Source organism: Archangium primigenium, from assembly GCF_016904885.1.
In the GTDB taxonomy this organism is placed as follows: Bacteria; Myxococcota; Myxococcia; order Myxococcales; family Myxococcaceae; genus Cystobacter; species Cystobacter primigenius.
Genome location: NZ_JADWYI010000001.1, coordinates 4,236,616 through 4,258,181, shown reverse-complemented (window position 1 = coordinate 4,258,181; position 21,566 = coordinate 4,236,616). Strand labels below are relative to the sequence as shown.

Here is a 21,566-nt window from a genome sequence, read left to right as displayed (position 1 = left end):
AGGACCAGGATTTCGAGAAGGCTCGGACTTCCACGGCGATGGTAGATTTCACTTCTTGACTCCGTCCCGGAAGAACCGCCTCCGCCTGCTCCCCGTGCTCGTCCTCCTCGTGGGAGCGCTCGCCCGGGCCGACACGTCCCCACTTCCGGAGGCGCCGCCCCTCACCTTCGAGGCCGCCGAGCTGCGCGGACTCGCGGGCACCGGGAACGAGCCTTTCCGGGCGCTGCTGTGGCTGCCCGGGGTGAGCCACGTCGTCTCCGGCGCGGGCCTGCCCGTGGTGCGCGGCGCGGCGCCCTCCGCCACGGCCTTCTACGTGGACGGCGTGCGGGTGCCCCACGTCCAGCACCTGTGGGTGGGGCCCGCCACGGTGAACCCCGAGCTGCTCGCCGGCCTCGACTTCTATGCGGGGCCCGCGCCCGCGCGCTTTGGCCGGGACGTGGGGGGCCTCGTGGACGTGCGGCTCCTGCCGCCCCGCGCCGAGGGCGTGCACGTGGCCGCGACCCTGGAGCTGCTCACCCTCGGAGTGCTCGCCCAGGTGCCCCTCCCCACCACCGGCACGGAGCTCACCCTCTCGGGCCGCTTCGCCTCCCTGCCCTGGCTCGCGGCGAAAATCCTCAACGCCTCCCGCGGCCCCCAGAGCCCCGCGTTGGTGCTCGGCCTGTTCGACGGCCAGGCGCGCGTCACCCAGACGGTGGGCCGGGGCACGCTGCGGCTGCTGGCCCTGGGCGGCGTGGACGACGCGGGCCTCACCGGGCCCGGAGACGTCGTGCGCGGGGGCGTGCGCTTCCTCCGGGTGGACACGCGCCTCACCCACCCGCTGGCCCACGGTGAGCTGGAGGCCGCGCTCACCTGGGGTCAGGACACCCTCTCGGCCCTGGGCGGCGGAGAGGCCTCGCGCGTGGGCCTGGACCTGCGCGAGCGCTCGCTCGGGGGACGGCTGCGGTGGCGGGCCCGGCTCGGACAGGACGTCATCGTGGAGACGGGCGCGGACGTGGAGCGGCGGCACGTGGACGTGGCGCAGGCCACCTCCTTCCGTCCGGGCGAGGCGGGCGATCCCGGGCGGCCCCTCGTCACCACCCGCTCGGATCAACGGCTCGCGCGCACCACGCTCGCGGGCGCGTACGCCCAAGCCACCTGGCACCACGGTCGCTGGCGGCTCACGCCGGGCCTGCGCGTGGACGGCTACCGCCTGGCGCCGGACGTGAGCACGGGAGTCATCGAGCCCCGCCTGCATGCGCGGGTGGCGCTCTCGGATCGGGCGGCCTTGCGGCTGGGCGCGGGGGTGGCGCACCAGGCCCCCGCCCACCTCGTGGATGCGCCGGGCGTGGAGGCGGCGGCGCTCCGACTGGGTTTGCAGCGCGTGGTGCAGGTGGACGCGGGCGCGGACATCCTGGGCCCGGCGGGCTTCACCTTCGGCGCGGGCGTGTTCGTCCAGCCCGCCGTGCGCACGGTGACCCTGGACGCGCGAGGCTTCGATCTCGCGGTGGATGACCCCGCGGCGCGGGGCCGGCTGCGCACCGCGGAGGGCCAGGGCCATGGCGTGGAGCTGCTCGTGCGGCGCGCGCTGTCCGAGCGGTGGGCGGTGCTCGGGGCGTATACGTACCAGCGGCGGACGCTGGACACGCGCGTGGAGCGCCGGGACGACACGGGCCAGGGGGTGGCCACGGACGTGCGCCCCGTGGCCTCGCCGCTGGAGCAGGCCCACGTGCTCAACGCGGCGCTCACCGTGAAGCTGCCCTGGGGGCTCACCGTGGGCACCACGCTGCACGTCAACACCGGGGCGCCCGAGGCCGGGGGCCTGCTGTTCTCCGCCACGCAGCGCGCGGGCGTGGACGCGGAGACAGGCACGCCCCGGTGGATTCCCGAGGATCGCGACCGGGTGGCGCGGCTGCCGGCCTACGTCCGGGTGGACGGGCGGGTGAGCAAGACGGGCCGCTGGGGCCCCGTGGCGCTGGAGGCCTGGCTGGACGTGCTCAACCTCTCGCTGACGCGGGAGACCTTCCGCTACACGTACGGCGTCGGCCCCCGCGGCCTCGTGCGCGCGCCCGCCGGTCTGCCGCCCATCACCCTGCCCTCGTTGGGCGTCCGGGCCCGGTACTGACGCCCCGGCGTCGCGGACCCCAGAGCAGCAGGAGCAACAGGCCGCCGCCCGCCCCGGGCGCCGCGCCACAGCCACACGCCGAGGCCGGCTCGTCCGGAGGCACGGGGCCCGGGGTGCCCCGCTGGTCGGCGGACCGCGTCACCCAGAGATGGCTGGTGACGGAGCGGGGATGCGCGTTCACCCACACCTCCACGCGGAAGCGATCCTCGCCCCTGGCGGGGGCGGAGACCTCGCGTGTCAGCGTGAAGTCGTCCGAGTCCACGTCCACGAGGGGCAGTCGCACGCCGTTGTGGACGAAGCGCACCTGGTGGCCCCGGGCCCCGGTGACGCGGGCATGCAGTCGGGCCCTCTCGGCGAGCACGGTGTCCCCCGTGGGCGGCACGTCGCTGTCGAGCACCACCATGGGATCCTCCGGCCCCTGGAGCTTCACCACCGTGCGGCCCTGGCGGATGCCGTCGAGCAGCGCGGCCACGCTCAACTCCCGCGCGAACACCAGCGTGGTGGGACTGCCCAGCGGGCTCTGGGTGAAGTCCAGGTCCACGCCCGCGCGGTGATCGTCACTGCCGCCCACGGCCACGGTGTGGTGGCCCTGGGCGAGCAGCCAGTCCCAGTAGGCGAGCGCGCCCTCGGAGAAGAGACGCCCCAGCTTCTCCCAGCCGCCATTGGCCACTTCGATCGCGTCCACGCCGCCCGGGGGCACGGCGAGCCGCCACGCGCAGCCGATGCACAGGTCGCCCACGTCATAGGTGGGGTGGTTGATGGAGAAGAGGGCACCCTGGGCCCGGAAGGCCGCCACCGCCTCGTCGAGGGAGAGGCCCTCGTTCACCCGGGGGCGCACGTAGCCGGTGGCGCCCAGGGCGTTCGCGTGGCCCTGGTAGGTGGTGTACTCGATGCCCGGCACGAGCAGCACGCCGGGGTGGCGCGCCTGGGCGTCCCCGAGGAAGTCGAGCGTGGACGTGGTGTTGTGCTCGGAGAGCACGACGAAGTCGAGCCCCCGGCCGCGCGCGAAGGTGGCGATCTCGTCCAGGGGCGGCCGGGCGTCCCCGCTCTCGCGCGAGTGCACGTGGAGATCGCCCGCGTACCAGCGGGCCTCGGCCGAGAGCGCGGGCACGGGCTGGTAGGGCCGGCGCTCGGGTTGGGGCGGCAGCGTGGCCTGGGTGTGCGCGAGGATCTCGATGCGGTAGTGCGCGGGCGTGGCGCCGACCTTGGCCTTGCCCACGGTCACCCGCCAGGTGCCGGGCGGCAGCGGTCCCGCGAGATACGAGCGCGACGCGGCCCGCTCGCCCACCAGGGCCGACTCGGGGTTGCCGCCGCCATACCCCCGGAAGCCGTGAGGATCCTCCAGCCCCCAGTCGAGGATGGTGCCGCCCTCGAGGCTCTCATGACGCACCTCCAGTTCCACCGTGCCCGGAGGTATCTCGAAGGGCACGTCGAAGAAGCGGCCTTCGGCGGGCACCTCCCCTTCCAGCACCTGGGAGTCGGTGACACCACGGACGAGGAGCAGCAGCAGGAGCGGGAGACGCACGGCGCGGGAGCCTAACCCGAGGCCCGGGCGCGCCTACGGGCGCACGGGACGGCGTCGCGCCACGCGCTGACGGACCGCCTGGATGAACGGGCCCTTGCCGTCGCGTCCCCGGGGCGCCTGGGCCTCCATGCCCAGGTGGTCGGCGACGGCGCTCAGGTATTCCAGACAGGGAGCGGACGCGGACGGCGTGCCTTCCGCGAACAGCGCATGACACGGCGGACAGTAGTTCACCACCCACACCCGCTCGCCCGCGGGGATGTCGAGCGAGACGGGATGGCCCTCGGTTCCCATGCGCTCCTCGTAGGGAGGGATGGTCCAGACGCCCACTGGATCGCCCTGGCCCATGAGCACATACCGGTAGTTGAGGCTGGGCTGGAATTCCCAGTCCCCCCAATCATAGCCATACGCCTTCGTCTCGAAGCGGCGGGCCCGGCCGCGCGCCTGCTCGAAGGCCTCGGGGCTGTCGGGAGCCTCCGGTGCGGCGAAGAAGAACAAGTCGAGCACGGCCTCGTCATTGCCGAAGCCCGTCTCCTCGCAAGGCGCGCCCGTGTCCTCGCCACACTCGAAGGAAGCAGGCTCGCCACAGACACTGCACCGGTAGTCATGAACGCCCATGGCGTGAGTCTAGACGATGACAGGCATGCGTGCGCTCGCAGCCAGGACGTGGCTCAGTCGCCGCCCGGGACGAACTCGCCATGGCCGCGCGACCGGGCCTGTTCGGACAACCATCCCTCCAGGTCATGGAGGTCCTCATAGGACGTGGGCTCCTGGCCCCGAGTGATCTCCACGCCCTGGTAGACGCGGACCTGCTGCCACGCGCCCGGCTCGCGGCTGGAGTTCCAGACCGTGAAGCCCGAGTAGCCCAGCCCTCCACCCGGAACCGCCTGGGCTCTGGGTGGAAGGCCTTGCAGGCGTCGCTCCAACTCCTGGACCTCCGGGGGAGACAGCTCCCAACTGGGGTTGGGCAGACCACTGAAGATGTTGAGTTCGACTCTCACGGGAAGAGCCCTCGCCGTCGGGTTCGCGCACCGCATCGACAGCAACGACGTCCCCAGCAGGACGAGCACGAGCCAGGGACGCGAGGAGAAGGGAGCCGGCATGCCGCTAGGATACCTTCATGCCGGTGGGCGAGAACCGGTAGCCACAGAACTGCGTGTAGGGCCCCCGGTTGCACGTCTGGGGATTGAAGATGACGTTGCCGCTGTTGTCCGTGTTGCGCGCGGCCGTCGAGCCCGGCTTGTGGCCCCAGAAGCCCTCCGAGTGGCGGCGGTACCAGTGGTAGTCCCGCCCCGGCCAGATGACGAGCGCCACGTTCTTGTTGCTCCCAGAGCAGACGGTCTTGCAGCCGTCCCAGTCCGCCGCGGTTCCCACGCTCGGGCAGGTGAGGCTCGAGTACAGGTGCCCGGAGATCCTGCCGGGCTGCGCGAAGGTGTTGGAGCGGTAGTTCATCGCGTAGTTGTAGCAGTTGTTGTAGGGCTGGGTTCCGGGCTGGTTCCAGAAGGACGGGTTGTAGGGCGTGTTCTGGATGACGCACGCGGCCTTGTCCCCCGGGTCACCTCCCGGCCCCGTGTCTGGCGAGGACCGGATGCTCCGCTCCACGAACTGGGCGAGCTCGTCATCCACGACCCCCCGCGCGGTCCTCAACAACCAGAGCGCCGTGTCCTCGGACTCCGCGGACAGCGGGGCCGGCGGCGCCTCCTTGCCGTCCTCGTCGAGGGAGAACCCGGCGAGGGGCGCCAGGAGGTTGATGCGGAAGTCCGAGGGCAGCCCCGCCCGCGCGAGCTGATCGTCCCCCTCCGACATGATGACGTACCCCCGGAACCCCAGGACGTTGGGTGCCTCGGCGCGCGGGTCGATGGCCTTGCCCGCGAGGCGATCCACCAGCTCCTTGGCCTTGTCCGCGGACAGCTCCCAGATGGGGTTGGGAACACCTGAATAGACATCCAACATGACTCTCACGACGCGACCTCCTGGTGCCTGCTGCTTTCACCAGGACGGAGGCGCCGCCCCCCGGATGTGACGGCGCTCCGCGGTCATCCCTCCGAGGACAGCTCGCGCATCAGGACGATCTTCCCGCGCACCCCACCCCGCTCGAGCAGCGCCTGGCCCTCGATGCCGGACAGCAAGGGCAGCCGCTGGGCGATCACCGGCCGCACCTGGCGCCGCGCGAGCAGCTCGAAGAGCTTGGGCAGGTCCTCGCGCAGGGGCTGGGGATTCTCCCGGTAGAGCTGGGTGATGCCGTAGAAGGACGGGCGGCGGCCCCGCAGCCTGGCGCCCACGAAGAGCGACAGCATGCCGGTGAGGCTGCCCAGGTTGTCGCTGCCGCCATCGCGGCCCACGGCGCTCGTGAAGCCATAGGAGATGACCTGTCCGCCCTTGCGCACCGCGCTCGTGCACCGGGAGATGTTCGCGCCGCCAATGCCATCGAAGGCCACGTCCACGCCCTCGGGCACGAGCTCCCGCACCGACTGGTCGAACGGCTTCTGCTTGTAGTCGACGAAGGTCGCCCCCTGCTCGCGCACCACCTCGGTCTTGGGCGCCGAGTCCACGCCGTACGCCCGGGCGCCCGCCACGCGCAGCAGTTGCAACAGCGCCGTGCCCACGCCGCCGCCCGCTCCCGTCACCAGGGCGGTCTGCCCCGGCTGGATGCGCGCGGAGCGGTGGATCATCTGGTACGCCGTCACGTAGTTGAGGATGAGCGCCGTCACCTCCGCGTCGTCGAGCCCGTCGGGCACGGGGATGAACTCCTCGGCGCCCCGGGTGAGGTACTCCGCATAACCCCCGTGCACGGTGAGCGCCGCGACCCGCTGGCCCGGCTTGAGCTGCGTGACGCCCGCGCCCAGCGCGTCCACGTCCCCCACCACCTCGTAGCCCGGGGTGAAGGGAAACTTCGGCGCGTAGGGGTAGTAGCCCCGGCGCATGATGATGTCGGTGAAGCCCACCCCGCCGGCGCGCACCCGCACCCGCACCTGTCCGGGACCTGGGGGCTCCAAGGGCAATTCTTTGAGCTCAAGGGCTTCGAGACCGCCCTTGTGTTTCAAGACAACGGCGCGATAGGTGGAAGTCATGGCCCCGTGAGTAGCGCCGGGAGGGCCTGACCGTCGACGTGCATTCGTGCCAGACTGCATTGCACCAATGCAGGACACGAGCTGGGACGACTTGCGCTTCTTCCTCGCGGTGGCGAAGCACGGCACGCTCGCCACCGCGGCGCGGCAGTTGGGGGTGAATGCTTCCACCGCCGGGCGCCGCATTCAAGCCCTGGAGCGCTCGCTGCGCGTGCGGCTCTTCCTGCGCACGCGTGAGGGATTGCGGCCCTCGGCGGCGGGAGAGCAATTGCGGCGGCGCCTGGAGAAGCTCGCGCCCGAGCTCACGCGGCTGGTGGGCGGCGAGCTGACGCCCGCGGAGACGGTGGCCGGCACGGTGCGCATCGCCACCACGGAGGCCCTGGCGGCGTACCTGGTGGACCGGGGGCTGTGCTCGCTCAAGGACGAGCACCCGGGCCTGGTGTTGGAACTGCTCGGGGGCAACCGCCCGGTGGACCTGACGCGAGGCGAGGCGGACCTGGCGGTGCGGGTGAGCAAGCCCGAGGGCGCCAACCTCAAGGTGCGCGCGTTTCCCGCCCAGGGCTTCGCGATGTACGGCGCGCCGGCCTACCTGCGGCAACGGGGCCGACCCCGGAACGAGCGGGAACTCGCGGGACATGATCTGCTGGTGACGGGCGCGGAGCTGGCCCTGCTGCCCGAGGCGCGCTGGCTGGAAGCACTCCCGGACACGCGCATCTGCCTGCGCACCAACAGCATGCCCGCGCTGATGGCCGCCGTTCGCGGGGGCGTGGGCCTGGCGGTGCTGCCCACCCTCTGGGGCCAGGTGGAGAAGGATTTGGAGAAGCTCTTCGATCTGCCCGACCTGCCACGCCGCGCCATGTGGCTCGTCATCCAGCCCGAGGCCTGGGAGCGCGCCGCGGTCCAGGTCGTCGCCGCGCGGCTCAAGGAGCTGCTCGATCCGGGGTAGCATGCCTCCGGTTCTTCCCCCGGAGTTCCCATGGCCGTCGGTCCCATCAACCGTTCCATCCCGCTCCCGCCTCCTCCCACGCCCGCGCCGGAGGAGAAGCCCGAGGTCAAGTCCGTGGCGACCGCGCTCGCCCAGGGCGTGGCGAAGGCCGTCGATCCCAAGGCCGCCGACCCCAAGGCCGCCAGGCCGCTGGAGGTGAAGGACGGCTTCGACGCCTCCGCGATGGGCAATGCCCTGGCCACCGTGGCCAAGGGCGTCCAGGGCGCCAAGGGAGACACGAAGGTGGAGGCCAAGCCCCCGGCCAACCTGCCGCCCGTGACGTCCGGCGAGGACAAGGCCAAGGCGGAGCTGGAGATCCAGACCGTGGCCAAGGATCGCACCGACGTCACGGAGGCGCAGAAGACGCTCAAGGACGAGACGACCCGCCAGGGCGACGACCTGTTCGCCATGGCGGACGGCAAGAAGGACGTGCCGGCCAACACCGAGGTGAAGAAGAACTCGGACACGCAGGTGGAGCTGCTGCGCCACGACGACGACGGCAAGGTGACCGAGCGCACGCTGGCCACGCGGGGCGACAACGGCGCGGTGACGCTCGACTCGGCGTCCTTCAAGGACGGCGTCAACCACCGCGAGCAGAGCGAGGTGCGAGGCGATGGCAGCACCCGCGTGCAGCGCGCCGAGTGGAAGAACGACCAGAACGAGACCGGGGCGCTCAAGTCCTTCGACGAGATCGGCAAGTCACGCGATCCCATGTACGGCTACTCGGACAGCACGGTGAGCACGAAGGACGACACGCTCACCGTCGAGCAGTACTCGCAGCGGGGCGGCGCCGTGAGCGGCAGTCGCACCGAGTACTTCCAGCAGAAGGGCGACAAGGGCATCGACGACAAGCTCGAGGGCCACTTCGACTTCGACAAGCCGGTGGATCGCGCCGACACCTACACCTACAGCATCCCGGCGCCCCAGGACGGCAAGCAGGCGGAGCCCACCTACCAGCGCACCCAGCGCTTCGCCCAGGAGAACTACCAGACCACCTCGGTGGTGGACACGGCGCTCAAGGACGAGACGCGCCACAACGTGGGCCGGGGCGGCGGCTCCTACACGCCGCGCTTCTACAAGGACACCGTCAAGAACGAGCCGCACAACCGCGAGGACCTCGAGAAGGTCCGCGACCACAACGTCAAGACGGGCTTCGAGAAGCGCTTCGACGCGAACGAGGCGCAAGACAAGGGCCAGCCCCCCAAGCGCTGGTACACCGAGTGGAAGAACAGTCCGGACGAGCTGCGCACCCAGACGGGCGTGGAGGGCTTCCCCAAGGCCACCGTCGTCACGGACAAGAAGCGCGAGGGCGACACCGTCACCGAGAAGTTCGCCGGCAAGACGTTCAAGCCCGACTCCAAGAAGATGGAGGACCTGGTGGACGTGGGCGGCGAGTCCTCGCGCAAGTACGGCAAGGACGGCTCGGTGGAGCGCTCGGACATGAAGCGCGTCAACGCCGACGGCTCGAAGGAAGAGGCGCACTACCAGAGCCGCACCGAGCAGACGAAGGACGGCCTCGTGCACCACGAGGCCACCGAGAGCAAGTACACGAAGGAGGGCAAGAGCTCCACGGCGCTCAAGGAGGACACGTCCCGCATCGACGCCGAGGGCATCCAGCTGCTGGGCACGAAGACGACCATGACGGGGGATGACGGCACCCAGGCCATCTCCACCCTGAACGAGCAGGGCGAGTCGCTTTCGATCTCCGGCCCTGGCGGCAAGGATCCGCGCAACGTCGACGACCCCGCCCTGTTCGACAACAACGAGACCGCGCGCGACCTGGCGCTCAAGGCCACCACGTCCAGCGTGGACACGGTGAAGGCCTACGTGGACCACGTGGGCGTCAAGGCGCTGGACGCCATGGAGTTCATCCAGGACAAGGCGGGCAACACGCCCCTGCCCCCGGGCGTGCGCAACCTCTTCGGCATCGATCCGGTGCGCGACTCGCTCACCGAGGTGCGGGATGCGCGCACGGGCACCAAGATGGCGAGCAACGCGCTGGGCGCGGCCAGCGGCGCCATGAACCTGGCCGCGGGCATCCGCTCGGGCAACAAGGCGGACATCATCGCCGGCGCGCTGTCCACCGCCTGGGGCGCGGGCAACCTCGTGGCCGATGGCCTGACGGTGCTCGACCGCATCAAGGGCAACAACCCCTACGACAAGTCCATCGTCAACAAGCTCGCCTCCCCCGCCCTGGACGCGCTCGAGGGCTCCTCCTCGACGGGCTCGGCCATCGCCAAGACGATCGGCAAGATGGGCGGGGCGAGCCGGGCGCTGGGCGCCGTGGCGGGCCCGGGCCTGGACATCTTCAACGGCGCCATGGACATCAAGAAGGGCGTGGATGGCGGCCACACCGGACAGATCGCCAAGGGCGCGGTGGGCATCGTCGGAGGCGCGGCGGGGCTCGGGGCGGCCATCGCCCTGAGTGGACCGGCCGCGGTCGTGGTCGCGCCGCTCATCGGGATTGGCACGGCCATCATCGGCGGCATCATCGAGGCCGTCACCGACGACAAGCACCAGATCGCCGAGCTGGACATCGACAACGACGGCTTCGAGGTGAAGCCGCCGGACTACGACGCGGCCGCCCCCGCGCCGCCGCCTCCACCCACGCCCGAGGAGCAGAAGAAGGAGGAGGCGAAGGAGCGGCAGCAGAAGACGCCGGCCTGGCGGGTGATGCGCTTCTGACCTTCGGTCCGATCCTCGACGGCGTTTCTTGCCATCCCCCGGCCCAGGGGCAATGTTCACCGTCCCAGACCCAGTCTGGGTTCACCCCTGAGGGGTAAGGGAGCAAGACCATGGCCAATCGGCAGACGGGCACCGTGAAGTGGTTCAATGACGCGAAGGGTTTCGGCTTCATCACCCCCGAAGGTGGCGGGGAGGATCTGTTCGTCCACTTCCGCGCCATCGAGAGTACGGGCTTCAAGAGCCTGCAGGAGGGCCAGAAGGTCTCGTACGAGGCGGTGCGGGGCCAGAAGGGCATGCAGGCGGACAAGGTCCGCGTCGAGGGCTGACGCCTCCGGCCTCACCCCACCCTCTCCGGAGCGCCCGGAGAGGGGAGCAGCCCGGAGCGCGGGCGGACGAGGCGGGACAACAGGGGCTCGAAGCGCTCCCAGCCGAAGGCGGCGAAGGTGAGCACGCCCATGATGCCGCCGAACATCCACAGGCCCATGAACACCGCGATGCCCGCGTGCAGTCCGAGCGTGAACACCACCCAGAACGCCCCCGTCCGGCGCGACCAGACGAAGAAGGGGTAGCCCATCTCCACGACCAGGGTGCCCCAGGACAGGGCCTTGGTGAGCCAGGGCACGGACGCCAGCCAGGCGAAGTCATAGCGCGAGTACTGCGGCTGCATGAGGATGCGCCAGAGCGCGTCTCCCTGCTGCCACGGCTCGCCGAGCGCCTTCTCGAAGCCCGTCATGAAGTACATGAGGCACAGGTGCACTTGCAGCACCCGGAGGCTCAAGGTGATGTGCGGCGAGGGCTCCCCGGAGACACGCCCCGCGCGCCGGTCCAGGGAGAACGCAGCCCCCACCGGCATGATCGCGCAATAGAACAGACTGATATGGGCGAAGGTCTCCAACCCATACACCAGCAGCGTGCCACTGCTGACCAGGATGGTGTGAAGGATCCAGACCCCCACCGCGCACACGCGCGTGCGCCAGCCCAGCAGCAATCCGACCAATCCCAGGGCATACAGGGCCGCGAGCCCCGCGATGCAGGCCCGCGCGGACAGGCCCCATTGCTGGAGGACGGGCACCACCGTGCCGAGCCGCGGAATCCAGCGCGAGGCCATGGGCTCGCTGAGGCTCCAGGGTGCCAGGCCCCGGTCACCAAAGAGCAGCGTGAGGTGATCCGCCAGGGACCAGGCCTGGAGCAGGAGCACCAGCGCCACGCCAATCCGGAGCACGCCCAGGGGCTGCGGCGAGACAGGCGCCGACACGAAGGCGGTCACCCGCCGGCCAGCATGTGACAACCACGCGCGAGGAGGGTTCATGGCAGGGAGGCCCGGGCGGAAGACGGCGTGGGACGCAAGGCGAGATCGGCGCGGTACAGCTCGGTCCAGGACGGGCGTTCGCCGGCCCGGTACGCCTCCATCGAGGGCAGTTCCATCTTCTCCACCCGGACGGTGGCCTGACGGGCCTCGGGATGGCGGCCGAACATGGTCGCGGCCCAGGCTCGCGCGAGGTTGTCCTGGTACTCGGCCTTGCGGTTCCAGGCACTGAAGCGCAGGGCCATGGAGTAGGCGCGGATGTCCAGGGAGTCGTTCGAGAAGCGGAAGGGTTCGTGGACCACCTCACCCGAGGGCAGCGTCAGGTCCACGGAGATGCGATGGGCCTGGCTGATGCCCGGGGCGAAGAAGGCATACCCACTGGTGGCACCCGTCCACGCCCCGTAGGCCATGTGGAGTTGATGGGGGGTGCTCGTGGCGGGAAAGAGCCGCACGTGCGCCGCGCCCACGAGGACCAGGAGCAGATGCACGGCGGCCAGGGCACACAGGAGCACGAATCCAGGCTTCAACGGCGGCGAAGACGGTGGCATGCGGTGCTCCTCGTCAGGTGGAGGGGTCGAGGCGCGGACCGCGCGCCTCGACCCCGAGACACGGGGAATGCGAGGCGCCACTAGTCCCCCGTCTGATTGCCCAGGGAGTTGCCGTTGGTGTTGCCCGCGATGCCACCGTCGCCGGCGATGCTGCCGTTGACGACGCCGCCGCCGAAGAAGTCATTGCCAAGAACGTTCCCGCCAATGAACCCGCCGCCGATGAAGCCGTCGCCGATGAAGCTGTCGTCGAACAGGGCGCGGTCGCCGCCGCCCTCGTCATGGCCGCTCTGCTGCGAGGGCGCGTCCTTGCTCACCAGAACCACTTGATCGTACGCCACCGCCTCACCGGACGATGACGAGCCCGCCGCCACGGCCATGGAGGCCCCCGCCACCACGAAGAGCGCCGCCACCCGGAAACCCGTCTTCTTCCCATTCGCGTTCATGTGCCCGACTCCTGATGTATGGGTTCGACTTCCAGTCACTCCAACCTTGCAGCACGTCATCCTTCGACTTCGAGGGAAGGTTGGGGATGGCCTCAAACCCATGCAAGCACGCCATGACAAGGATTGAGTCGTTTCCCTCGGGCGGCGGGCGGGAAGTCGTGGGCGGCCTCAAATCCTGCTCAAAATCGGTCGGTCCTGAATCCAATCACTGAACCCAAACGTAGCGCGAACCCGGTTCCTCCTGGTGCCCGTGCGCGGTTGTTTTTACAAAGCGCGCCGGCGCTGAATCCAAGAAAATGGGCCCCGCGTAGCGAAGCCCGCGCGGATGAACGCCTCACGTGCGGCCCCCCCCACGGACCTGCTCGCCCGCCCAGCGGCCTGTTTCCCCCACAGGAGATGCGGGGCGCGGACACCCACCCAGAGTAAAAAAAGATAGACCTGGAGTCACGCACCGCCGTGCACCCGCGTGTCGGACCCCCTTGCGCGGGGCGCTACGGGTGGACGGTGGTGACGAACTCGGCCTTGCCGTCGCGCACCTGGAGTACGACGGCGGGCTTCACGGCGTTGCGCTGCGCGTCCAGGGAGATGGTGCCCGTCACGCCTTGGAAGTCCCGGGTCTTCGCGATGGCGTCGCGCAGGGAGGGCCCGCTCCAGTCCGGAGCGCGCTCGAGCGCCTCGGCGGCCACCTTCGTCGCCTCGTAGGCCAGGACCGCGGAGGTGTCCGGCGCCCTGGCGTACTGGGCCCGGTACGCCTGGACGAACGCGCGCATGCGCGGCTCTGGACTGTCCATGGCGTAGGGCGAGGAGAAATAGCTGCCTTCCAGCGCGGACCCGGCCAGCTCGAACAGCGTCTCCGCCTCCCAGCCATCCGTGCCCAGCAGGGGCAGCGTCAATCCCAGCTCACGCGCCTGCCGGGCGATGAGGCCCACATCGGTGTAGTAGCCGGGAATGAAGAGGGCCTGGGGCCGGCTCTGCTTGAGCGCGGTGAGCTGCGCGCGGAAGTCCGTGTCCCCCTGCGCGTAGGTCTCCGTGGCGAGGATCCTCCCGCCCAGCCGCGTGAAGTCCTTGGTGAAGACCTCGCCGAGCCCCATGGAGTAGTCGCTCTTGTTGTCCAGGAGCAGGGCCACCTCGCCGAGCTTCAAGGCCTCGCGGGCGAACTTCGCCATCACATAGCCCTGGAAGGGATCGATGAAGCAGATGCGGAAGATGTAGTCCCCCTTCTCGGTGACGCCGGGGTTGGTGGCCGCGTGGCTGATCATCGGCACCCCGGCCGCCTGGGCCTTCTCCGCCATGGCCATGGAGACGGTGGAGGACACCTCGCCGAGGATGAGCAGCACCTTGTCCCGGGTGATGAGCCGGGTGACGGCCTGCGCCCCATCCTCCGCCCGGCCCTGGCTGTCGTAGACCCGCAGGGCGAGCTTCTTGCCCTTCACCCCGCCCGCGGCGTTGATCTCCCGCATCGCCATGTCGAAGCCGTTGCGGCTGGAGACGCCGAACACGGCCTGGGCGCCAGTGAGGCTGCCCACCTCGCCGAGCAGGACTTCCTGGGCCTCGGCGGACGGGGCCTCCGCGGACGCGGCCCGCGGAGCGGCCTCGGCCACGGGCGAGGCCTTCTTCTCACAGGCGGCCAGACAGGACGTGAGCACGGCGAGCAGCACGGGAACGCAACGGCGCATCGCTCCATGCTCCCCACGCTTCGGGCGGATGCGCAAGCGCGAAGCCCCTGGCCGTCGTTATGGGGGGACCTCCCTCGCATCCCCAGGCGGTATTCCATGAAGAAGAACGGACCCATTGGAGTCGGCATCATCGGCGCGAGCCCGGATCGGGGCTGGGCCATGGCGGCGCACATTCCCGCGCTGCGCGCCCTGCCCGCCTACGAGTTCCGGGCCCTGAGCACCAGCCGACGGGAGTCCGCGGACGCCGCCTCGCGCGCGTTCGGCATCCCCCTGGCCTTCGACACCGCCGCGGAGCTGGTGGCGCGGCCCGAGGTGGACCTGGCCGTGGTCTCCGTCAAGGTGCCCCAACACCACGAGCTGGTGACGACGGCGCTGCGCGCGGGCAAGGACGTCTACTGCGAGTGGCCGCTCGGCAAGGACCTGGCGGAGGCCGAACAGCTCGCGGCGCTCGCGCGGGAGCGCGGGGTGAGGACGATCGTCGGCCTCCAGGCGCGGGCCGCGCCCGCCGTGCGCTACGTGCGGGACCTGGTGGCCGAGGGCTTCGTGGGCGAGGTGCTGTCCACGAGCCTCGTGGGGACGGGAGGCGCCTGGGGCGACACCACCGACGCGTCCGGCCTCTACCTGCTCGACGCGCGCAACGGCGCCACCCTGCTCTCCATCCCCTTCGGCCACACGGTGGACGCGCTGTGCTGGTGCCTCGGCGAGTTCCAGGAGGTCAGCGCGACCCTGGCCACCCGCCGCCACGAAGTCCGCCTGGCGGGAACGAACGAGACCCGGCCGATGCGCACGGCCGATCAGGTGCTCGTCTGCGGCGTGCTCGCGGGGGGCGCGGTGGCCTCCATCCACTATCGGGGGGGCGTGTCCCGCGGCACGAACCTGCTCTGGGAGATCAACGGCACGAAGGGCGACCTCGTGCTCACGGGCGACGCGGGCCACCTGCAGATGACCGCGCCCCGCTTGTCGGGCGGCAACGGAGAGCGGCCCTTCGGCCCAGTGCCCATTCCCGAGCGGTATGTCGCGGCGCCGGGCATCCCCGAGGGCAGCGCCTACAACGTGGCCCAGGCCTACGCCCAGTATGCCGAGGACCCCGGCTCGGTCCCGAGCTTCGAGGACGCGGTGGTGCGCCACCGGATGCTCGAGGCCATCCTCGAGGCGGCTCGGACGGGACAGCGGCAGCGCCTCAGGTAGCGCACCGAGGGAATAAAACGCGCCCGAGGGCTGAGTAGAGCCGCGCCCCGGGCGCTCATCCCGCCGACTCGGCGGCGAGCAGACGTCTTCGCATCGGACACGCGTGGGTTGCGACACCCAACCATCAAGGCCACCTCTGTGGGGAAGAAACCTTCCACCCGGAGAACCCCGCGTGTTCATGCACAACAAGCAGTTGCAGTACACCGTGCGCGTGTCGGAGCCCAACCCCGGCCTCGCCAGCCTCATGCTCGAGCAGTTCGGAGGGCCGCAGGGCGAGCTCGCCGCGGCGATGCGCTACTTCACCCAGGCCCTCGCCGAGGAGGATCCCGGCCGCAAGGACCTGCTCCTGGACATCGCCACCGAGGAGCTGAGCCACCTGGAGATCATCGGCACCATCGTCGCCATGCTGAACAAGGGCGCCAAGGGGCGGCTCGCGGAGGGCGTGGAGGAGCAGGCGTCCATGTACCGCTCCATCACCGGCGCGGGCAACGACAGCCACGTCACCCAGGTGCTCTACGGAGGCGGCCCGCCGCTCACCAACTCGGCCGGTGTGCCGTGGACGGCCGCGTACGTGGACAGCATCGGGGACCCGACGTGTGACCTGCGCTCGAACATCGCCGCGGAGGCACGGGCGAAGATCGTCTACGAGCGCCTCATCAACCTGACGCCGGACCCGGGCGTGCGCGAGGCGCTGGGCTTCCTGATGACGCGGGAGATCGCCCACCAGAAGTCGTTCGAGAAGGCGCTCTACGCCATCGAGCCCAACTTCCCGTCGGGCAAGCTGCCGGGCATGCCCGCGTTCACGGACACCTACTACAACATGTCCCAGGGCGCCGGAGACATGCGCGGCTCGTGGAACGAGGGCGAGCAGTGGGACTACGTGTCGGACCGGGAGAAGCAGGTCGCCGTGGATGGCGGCAGCGGCCGGGCCTCGATCGGGCTCACTCCCGAGGAACTGTCCGTGTTGCAGCAGAACGTGCGGCGCACCCAATCCCAGGAGACGAGCAACCCCGTCACGGGCGCGGACCTCGGCGCGGGCCCGGGCAGCGGGCGCATGACGCCGCCGGACAAGGTCAAGGCGCCCCGGCATTGAGAAGCACCCACGGATGCTCTCGCCGTAGCTCGATGGGCCTTGAGGTTGTGCCAAGTTTGTGACCACCCTGCACAGTAGAGGGTTCGCACAAACTCGGCACAAACTCCCCCAGGAGGACCAGCGTGGCGAAGAACATTCGGGATGCGGTCGACTTGGCCCTTGAGCGGGTTCTCGGGGGAGCGGTCGCAAGCACGTTGGAGTCGGAGATTCTCGACTTCAAGGAACAGGGCCAGAGCGGAACCAAGGACTTCATGAAGGACCTGGCGGGGGACGCCGTCTGCTTCGCGAACGCCAACGGTGGCGCAATCGTTATCGGTGTGGATGATAAGAAGAGCGGCCCTCTGGCTTTCAAGGGGACAGAACTCGACCCCGACGAGGTCCGCAGGCGCATCTACGAACTCAGCAATCCTCGTCTGCTCGTCGAGGCGGAAATCCGCCACGTCTCCAACGTCCAGCTGCTCCTACTTTTCGTGCCTCTAGGCCTGGATGTGCATGCGGACACGCAAGGCCGTGCCCGGCGTCGCGTAGCGAAGGACTGTTGGATCATGAGCCCCGAGGAAGTGGCTCGATTAAGAGAGGACCGCCGGGATGTCGATTGGTCCAGCCAGCTCAGTGGGCGTCCGCTCAGCGATGCGTCACCAATAGCGCTGGATGTAGCACGCCGCAACCTGTCAAACCTCACGGACGAGACGCGGCGCAAGTATGCCCGCCTCAACGATCACGATCTACTCGCAGCCTTAGGTGTCGTTTCCGAGCAGGGTGAATTACTCAGGGCTGGAGAGTTGCTTTTTTGTGAGACACGCGCCACTCACTTACTCCAGTACCATTATCGGCAGACGCCTGGCGGGGAACCCCGCGCCATTGAGCGAATCGAAACGCCGATCATCCTTGCTTTCGAGAAGATACTTGGGCTGATCCAGGCTCGGCTCAATCAAACACCTGTCTCGCTGCCCAACGGACAGCAGATTGAGATCTCGGATTTTCCTCAACTGGCGATTCGTGAAGCCCTCGCCAATGCCATCGTCCATCAAGATTATGGACTGCGGCGCCCTGTCTTCATCGACCACTCTCCCCAGGTATTCGCAGTCGCTTCTCCTGGTCCTCTCGTTGCCGGGGTGACACCGGAAAACATCCTGACGCATCCGCCCAAGCCACGAAACCGCACGCTCGCCAAAGCAGCTCGCACCCTGGGATTCGCCGAGGAAGCTGGACGCGGCGTGGACCGGATGTACCGAGAGATGATCCGTTCGGGCCGTGAACTTCCTCGCATCGAGGCTTCATTCGAGCAGGTCGAGGTCAAGCTGGTGTCGGGGGCGCCGAGAACACAGATCGCCCGGTTCATCGCTCAGCTGCCCGAGCAGGAGCGAGATGACACGGACACCTTGCTGATCCTCTTCCGGCTCTGTCGGAGCAAAACCGTCACGGCCTCGGGCATGGCGCCCATGCTGCAGCGGTCAGTGGAAGAAACCGAGGTCAGCCTCCGTCGATTGACCCACGAGGACGTCAACATCCTGGAAGCCACACGGCAAACCGCGCGCTTGTCCCATCCTGACTATCGACTGCGCGGCGAGGTGCTCAAGAAGCTCGGTTCGGCCGTGGACTACCAGCGGCGTACGACGGACGAGTTGGACCGAAAGGTCATCACCCATGTTCGTGAATACGAAAAGGTGAACAACCGTACCGTGCAGAACCTCTTCGATGTGGATGTGCAACGGGCCCGCGACATCCTTTCCGACATGGTGGAGCGCCAGTTGCTGGTCAAAATCTCCGAGCAGCAACGGGGACCGTCCGTGGAGTACGGCCCCGGGCCTAAGTTCCCCGGCAAACGGCGTTCGCGTGCCAAGCAATCGTCCTCCCCTCCATCGCCTGGGCGTTCCGCACCCGTCCAGAAGGACACCAAGACACTGTCGCTCTTCCCTCCCGCCAGCAAACGCGGCAAGTCGAGGAGCAACTCCTGACAACGTGACGTGAAAAGGCCCTCCCTCCGTCGCCGGAGAGAGGGCCTCGGTTCATCACATGCGTGAAGGACTACGCGGCCTTGGAAGGCTCCGGCGGCGGCAGGTAGTCCTCGATGGGCGGGCACGAGCACACGAGCTTGCGATCACCCAGGGCGCCGTTGAGGCGGCCCACGGACGGCCAGAACTTGGCATCGCGCACCCAGGGCATCGGGAAGGCGGCCTTCTCGCGCGAGTAGGGACGGTTCCACTCGGGCGCGGTGATGACACGCGCGGTGTGCGGCGCGTTCTTGAGCACGTTGTTGTCCCGGGGCTGCTGGCCCTCCTCGATCTCGCGGATCTCCCCGCGGATGGCGATGAGCGCGTCACACAGCCGATCGATCTCCACCTGGGACTCGCTCTCCGTGGGCTCGATCATCAGCGTGCCGGCCACGGGGAAGGACACCGTGGGGGCGTGGAAGCCGTAGTCCATGAGCCGCTTGGCCACGTCCTCCACCTCGATGCCCGTCGTCTTCTTGAGCGGGCGCAGGTCCACGATGCACTCGTGCGCCACGCGGCCCCGCTTGCCCCGGTACAGCACCGGGTAGTGCGGCTGGAGCCGCTCGGCGATGTAGTTGGCGTTGAGGATGGCCAGGCGCGTGGCCCGGGTGAGCCCCTCGCCGCCCATCATCGCGATGTACATCCACGAGATGACCAGGATGCTCGCGCTGCCCCAGGGGGCCGCGGAGATGGCGCCGATGCTCTCGTTGCCGCCCGTGGCCACCACCGGGTGGCCCGGCAGGAAGCGCGTCAGGTGGCTCGCCACGCAGATGGGACCCATGCCCGGGCCGCCACCGCCGTGGGGGATGCAGAACGTCTTGTGCAGGTTGATGTGGCACACGTCCGCGCCGATCTCCGCCGGCTTGGTCAGGCCCACCTGCGCGTTGAGGTTGGCGCCGTCCATGTACACCTGGCCGCCGCGCGAGTGGACGATGGCGCAGATCTCCTTGATGTCCTCCTCGAACACGCCGTGCGTGGACGGGTAGGTCACCATGAGGGCGGCCAGGTTGACCTGGTGCTCCTCGGCCTTGGCGCGCAGGTCCGCCACGTCGATGTTGCCGCTCTCGTCGCACTTGACGACGACGACCTTGTAGCCCGCCATCACCGCCGAGGCCGGGTTGGTGCCGTGCGCCGACGAGGGGATGAGGCACACGTCGCGGTGGGACTGGCCCAGGTGCTGCTGGTAGGCGCGGATGACGAGCAGGCCCGCGAGCTCGCCCTGGCTGCCCGCGTTGGGCTGCAGGGACACGCCGGAGAAGCCCGTCACCGCGGCGAGCATCTGCTCCAGCTGCTCGAACAGGGCGCGGTAGCCCGCCGCCTGGGAGCCCGGGGCGAAGGGGTGCAGCTTGCCGAACTGCGGCCACGTCACCGGCACCATCTCCGCGGTGGCGTTGAGCTTCATGGTGCACGAGCCGAGCGGAATCATCGAGTGCGTGAGCGACAGGTCGCGCGACTCGAGCCGGCGGATGTAGCGCAGCATCTCCGTCTCGGAGTGGTGGGTGTTGAAGACGGGGTGCGTGAGGTAGGCGCTCGTGCGCTGGAAGCTCGCGGGCAGCGGGCTCTGGAGGTCCGCCCCCAGCGCCTCGAGGTCCGGCGTGACGCCGGCCGCGCGCACGTTGGCGAACACGGAGAGGATGGCCTCCACGTCCGAGGCGCGCGTCGTCTCGTCCAGGCTCAGGCCGATCGTCCGCTCGTCGATGCGGCGGAAGTTCATGGCCTTGGCCTCGGCGCCGGACAGCAGCACGCGCACCGTGGACGGCGCGGTCTCCACGCGCAGCGTGTCGAAGAAGTGCTCGTGCGCGGCGCCGTAGCCAAGCTTGGCCAGCCCCCGCGCGAGCAGCACGGTGAGCCCGTGCACGCGCTCGGCGATGGCCTTGAGGCCCCGGGGCCCGTGGTACACGGCGTACATGCTCGCCATGATGGCCAGCAGCACCTGCGCGGTGCAGATGTTGCTCGTGGCCTTCTCGCGGCGGATGTGCTGCTCGCGCGTCTGCAGCGCCATGCGCAGGGCGCGGTGGCCCTGGGCGTCCTCGGACACGCCGATGATGCGGCCGGGCATCACGCGGGTGTAGGCGTGCTTGGTGGCGAAGAAGGCCGCGTGCGGGCCGCCGTAGCCCATGGGCACGCCGAAGCGCTGGGCGCTGCCCACCGCCACGTCCGCGCCGAACTCGCCCGGCGCGGGCAGGAGCGTGAGCGCCAGCAGGTCCGTGGCGACGATGAAGAGCGCGCCCGCCGCGTGCAGCTTCTCGCCGAAGGCGCGGTAGTCGTGGATGACGCCATCGGTGGCCGGGTACTGCACGAGCCCGCCGAAGAACTTCCGGGCGCCCAGGTCCAGCGTGCGGTGGTCCCCCACCACCACCTCCACGCCCAGGGGCTCGGCGCGGGTGCGCACGACGTCCAGGGTCTGGGGGTGGCACGCGTCGGACACGAAGAAGGCCGCCGAGTCGTCGCCCTTGTACAGCGCGAGCGCCATGGCCATGGCCTCGGCCGCGGCGGTGCCCTCGTCGAGCAGCGAGGCGTTGGCCACCTCCAGGCCGGTGAGGTCCATCACCATGGTCTGGTAGTTGAGCAGCGCCTCCAGACGGCCCTGGGCGATCTCCGCCTGGTAGGGCGTGTACTGGGTGTACCAGCCCGGGTTCTGCAGGATGTTGCGCAGGATGACGAGCGGCGTCTGGGTGTCGGAGTAGCCCATGCCGATGAACGAGCGGAAGAGCTGATTCTTGGCCGCGAGCGCCTCCAGCGTGGCGAGCGCGTCCTGCTCACTCCGGGGCCCCTCCATCTTCAAGGGTTCCTTCGAGCGGATGGCGGGGGGGACCGTCTGGTCGATGAGCTCGTCGAGCGAGCCCAGGCCCAGGGTCTGGAGCATCCCCTGCAGTTCCTTCTCATCCGGCCCGATGTGCCGGTCAGCGAACGACTCCTGGTATTTCCAGTTCAAGGACATAGGTATCGAGCACTCG

At 69.5% G+C, this 21,566-nt stretch carries 17 protein-coding genes; 7 read left to right on the top strand and 10 right to left on the bottom strand.

All coding sequences use genetic code 11. The features are described from left to right. Positions 1-55 precede the first annotated feature (55 nt). The gene (locus tag I3V78_RS17690; RefSeq protein WP_204489651.1) at positions 56-2,101 is read left to right on the top strand and encodes a TonB-dependent receptor domain-containing protein; all 2,046 of its coding nucleotides are present in this window, start codon (positions 56-58) and stop codon (positions 2,099-2,101) included. On the opposite strand, the gene I3V78_RS17685 is transcribed toward I3V78_RS17690, so the two are convergent. From I3V78_RS17685 to I3V78_RS17665, 5 genes are all read right to left on the bottom strand, one after another. Then, complete coding sequence (locus I3V78_RS17685; protein ID WP_204489650.1) at positions 2,064-3,626, bottom strand: CehA/McbA family metallohydrolase; 1,563 nt, start codon at positions 3,624-3,626, stop codon at positions 2,064-2,066. The two genes, I3V78_RS17690 and I3V78_RS17685, sit on opposite strands and share 38 nt — an antisense overlap. Before the next feature lie 33 nt (positions 3,627-3,659). Beyond that, the gene (locus I3V78_RS17680) at positions 3,660-4,241 is read right to left on the bottom strand and encodes a hypothetical protein (RefSeq protein ID WP_204489649.1); all 582 of its coding nucleotides are present in this window, start codon (positions 4,239-4,241) and stop codon (positions 3,660-3,662) included. Between the two features lie 53 nt (positions 4,242-4,294). Next, entirely contained in the window at positions 4,295-4,624 is a 330-nt protein-coding gene (locus tag I3V78_RS17675; protein WP_204489648.1) for a hypothetical protein, read from the bottom strand. A gap of 106 nt (positions 4,625-4,730) precedes the next feature. Continuing rightward, a complete protein-coding gene (locus I3V78_RS17670; protein WP_204489647.1) occupies positions 4,731-5,585 on the bottom strand; it encodes a hypothetical protein in 855 nt (284 codons plus the stop codon). 74 nt (positions 5,586-5,659) lie between these two features. Beyond that, positions 5,660-6,619, bottom strand: a complete 960-nt coding sequence (locus I3V78_RS17665) for an alcohol dehydrogenase catalytic domain-containing protein (RefSeq protein ID WP_204489646.1) — start codon at positions 6,617-6,619, stop codon at positions 5,660-5,662. A gap of 142 nt (positions 6,620-6,761) precedes the next feature. Between I3V78_RS17665 and I3V78_RS17660 the strand changes: the two genes are divergently transcribed. From I3V78_RS17660 to I3V78_RS17650, 3 genes are all read left to right on the top strand, one after another. Then, complete coding sequence (locus tag I3V78_RS17660; RefSeq protein ID WP_204489645.1) at positions 6,762-7,637, top strand: LysR family transcriptional regulator; 876 nt, start codon at positions 6,762-6,764, stop codon at positions 7,635-7,637. Between the two features lie 30 nt (positions 7,638-7,667). Then, positions 7,668-10,361: a hypothetical protein gene (locus tag I3V78_RS17655; RefSeq protein WP_204489644.1), complete on the top strand. Its 2,694-nt coding sequence runs from the start codon at positions 7,668-7,670 to the stop codon at positions 10,359-10,361. Between the two features lie 110 nt (positions 10,362-10,471). Then, a complete protein-coding gene (locus I3V78_RS17650; protein ID WP_204489643.1) occupies positions 10,472-10,687 on the top strand; it encodes a cold-shock protein in 216 nt (71 codons plus the stop codon). 11 nt (positions 10,688-10,698) lie between these two features. Here I3V78_RS17650 and I3V78_RS17645 read toward each other — a convergent pair whose 3' ends face one another. The 4 genes from I3V78_RS17645 to I3V78_RS17630 all read right to left on the bottom strand — a co-directional run bounded on the left by I3V78_RS17645 (position 10,699) and on the right by I3V78_RS17630 (position 14,334). Beyond that, positions 10,699-11,670, bottom strand: coding sequence for a hypothetical protein (locus tag I3V78_RS17645; protein WP_204489642.1), 972 nt, complete (start codon positions 11,668-11,670; stop codon positions 10,699-10,701). Further along, on the bottom strand, positions 11,667-12,215 hold the full coding sequence (locus tag I3V78_RS17640) for a hypothetical protein (protein ID WP_204489640.1): 549 nt from the start codon (positions 12,213-12,215) through the stop codon (positions 11,667-11,669). Before I3V78_RS17640 ends, I3V78_RS17645 begins: the two co-directional genes overlap by 4 nt. Before the next feature lie 80 nt (positions 12,216-12,295). Then, positions 12,296-12,658 carry a hypothetical protein gene (locus tag I3V78_RS17635; RefSeq protein ID WP_204489637.1) on the bottom strand — a complete coding sequence of 121 codons (363 nt, stop codon included), beginning with the start codon at positions 12,656-12,658 and terminating at the stop codon, positions 12,296-12,298. Positions 12,659-13,149: 491 nt separating this feature from the next. Next, positions 13,150-14,334, bottom strand: coding sequence for an ABC transporter substrate-binding protein (locus I3V78_RS17630; protein WP_204489635.1), 1,185 nt, complete (start codon positions 14,332-14,334; stop codon positions 13,150-13,152). A 96-nt stretch (positions 14,335-14,430) separates the two neighbouring features. Between I3V78_RS17630 and I3V78_RS17625 the strand changes: the two genes are divergently transcribed. The 3 genes from I3V78_RS17625 to I3V78_RS17615 all read left to right on the top strand — a co-directional run bounded on the left by I3V78_RS17625 (position 14,431) and on the right by I3V78_RS17615 (position 18,573). Continuing rightward, a complete protein-coding gene (locus I3V78_RS17625) occupies positions 14,431-15,522 on the top strand; it encodes a Gfo/Idh/MocA family protein (RefSeq protein WP_239576472.1) in 1,092 nt (363 codons plus the stop codon). A 178-nt stretch (positions 15,523-15,700) separates the two neighbouring features. Beyond that, a complete protein-coding gene (locus I3V78_RS17620; RefSeq protein WP_239577956.1) occupies positions 15,701-16,615 on the top strand; it encodes a manganese catalase family protein in 915 nt (304 codons plus the stop codon). Positions 16,616-16,737: 122 nt separating this feature from the next. Next, positions 16,738-18,573 (top strand): ATP-binding protein, encoded by a 1,836-nt coding sequence (locus I3V78_RS17615; RefSeq protein ID WP_204489630.1) that lies wholly within the window; start codon positions 16,738-16,740, stop codon positions 18,571-18,573. A gap of 70 nt (positions 18,574-18,643) precedes the next feature. On the opposite strand, the gene gcvP is transcribed toward I3V78_RS17615, so the two are convergent. Further along, entirely contained in the window at positions 18,644-21,550 is a 2,907-nt protein-coding gene (gene gcvP / locus I3V78_RS17610; RefSeq protein WP_204489628.1) for an aminomethyl-transferring glycine dehydrogenase, read from the bottom strand. Positions 21,551-21,566: the final 16 nt, after the last annotated feature.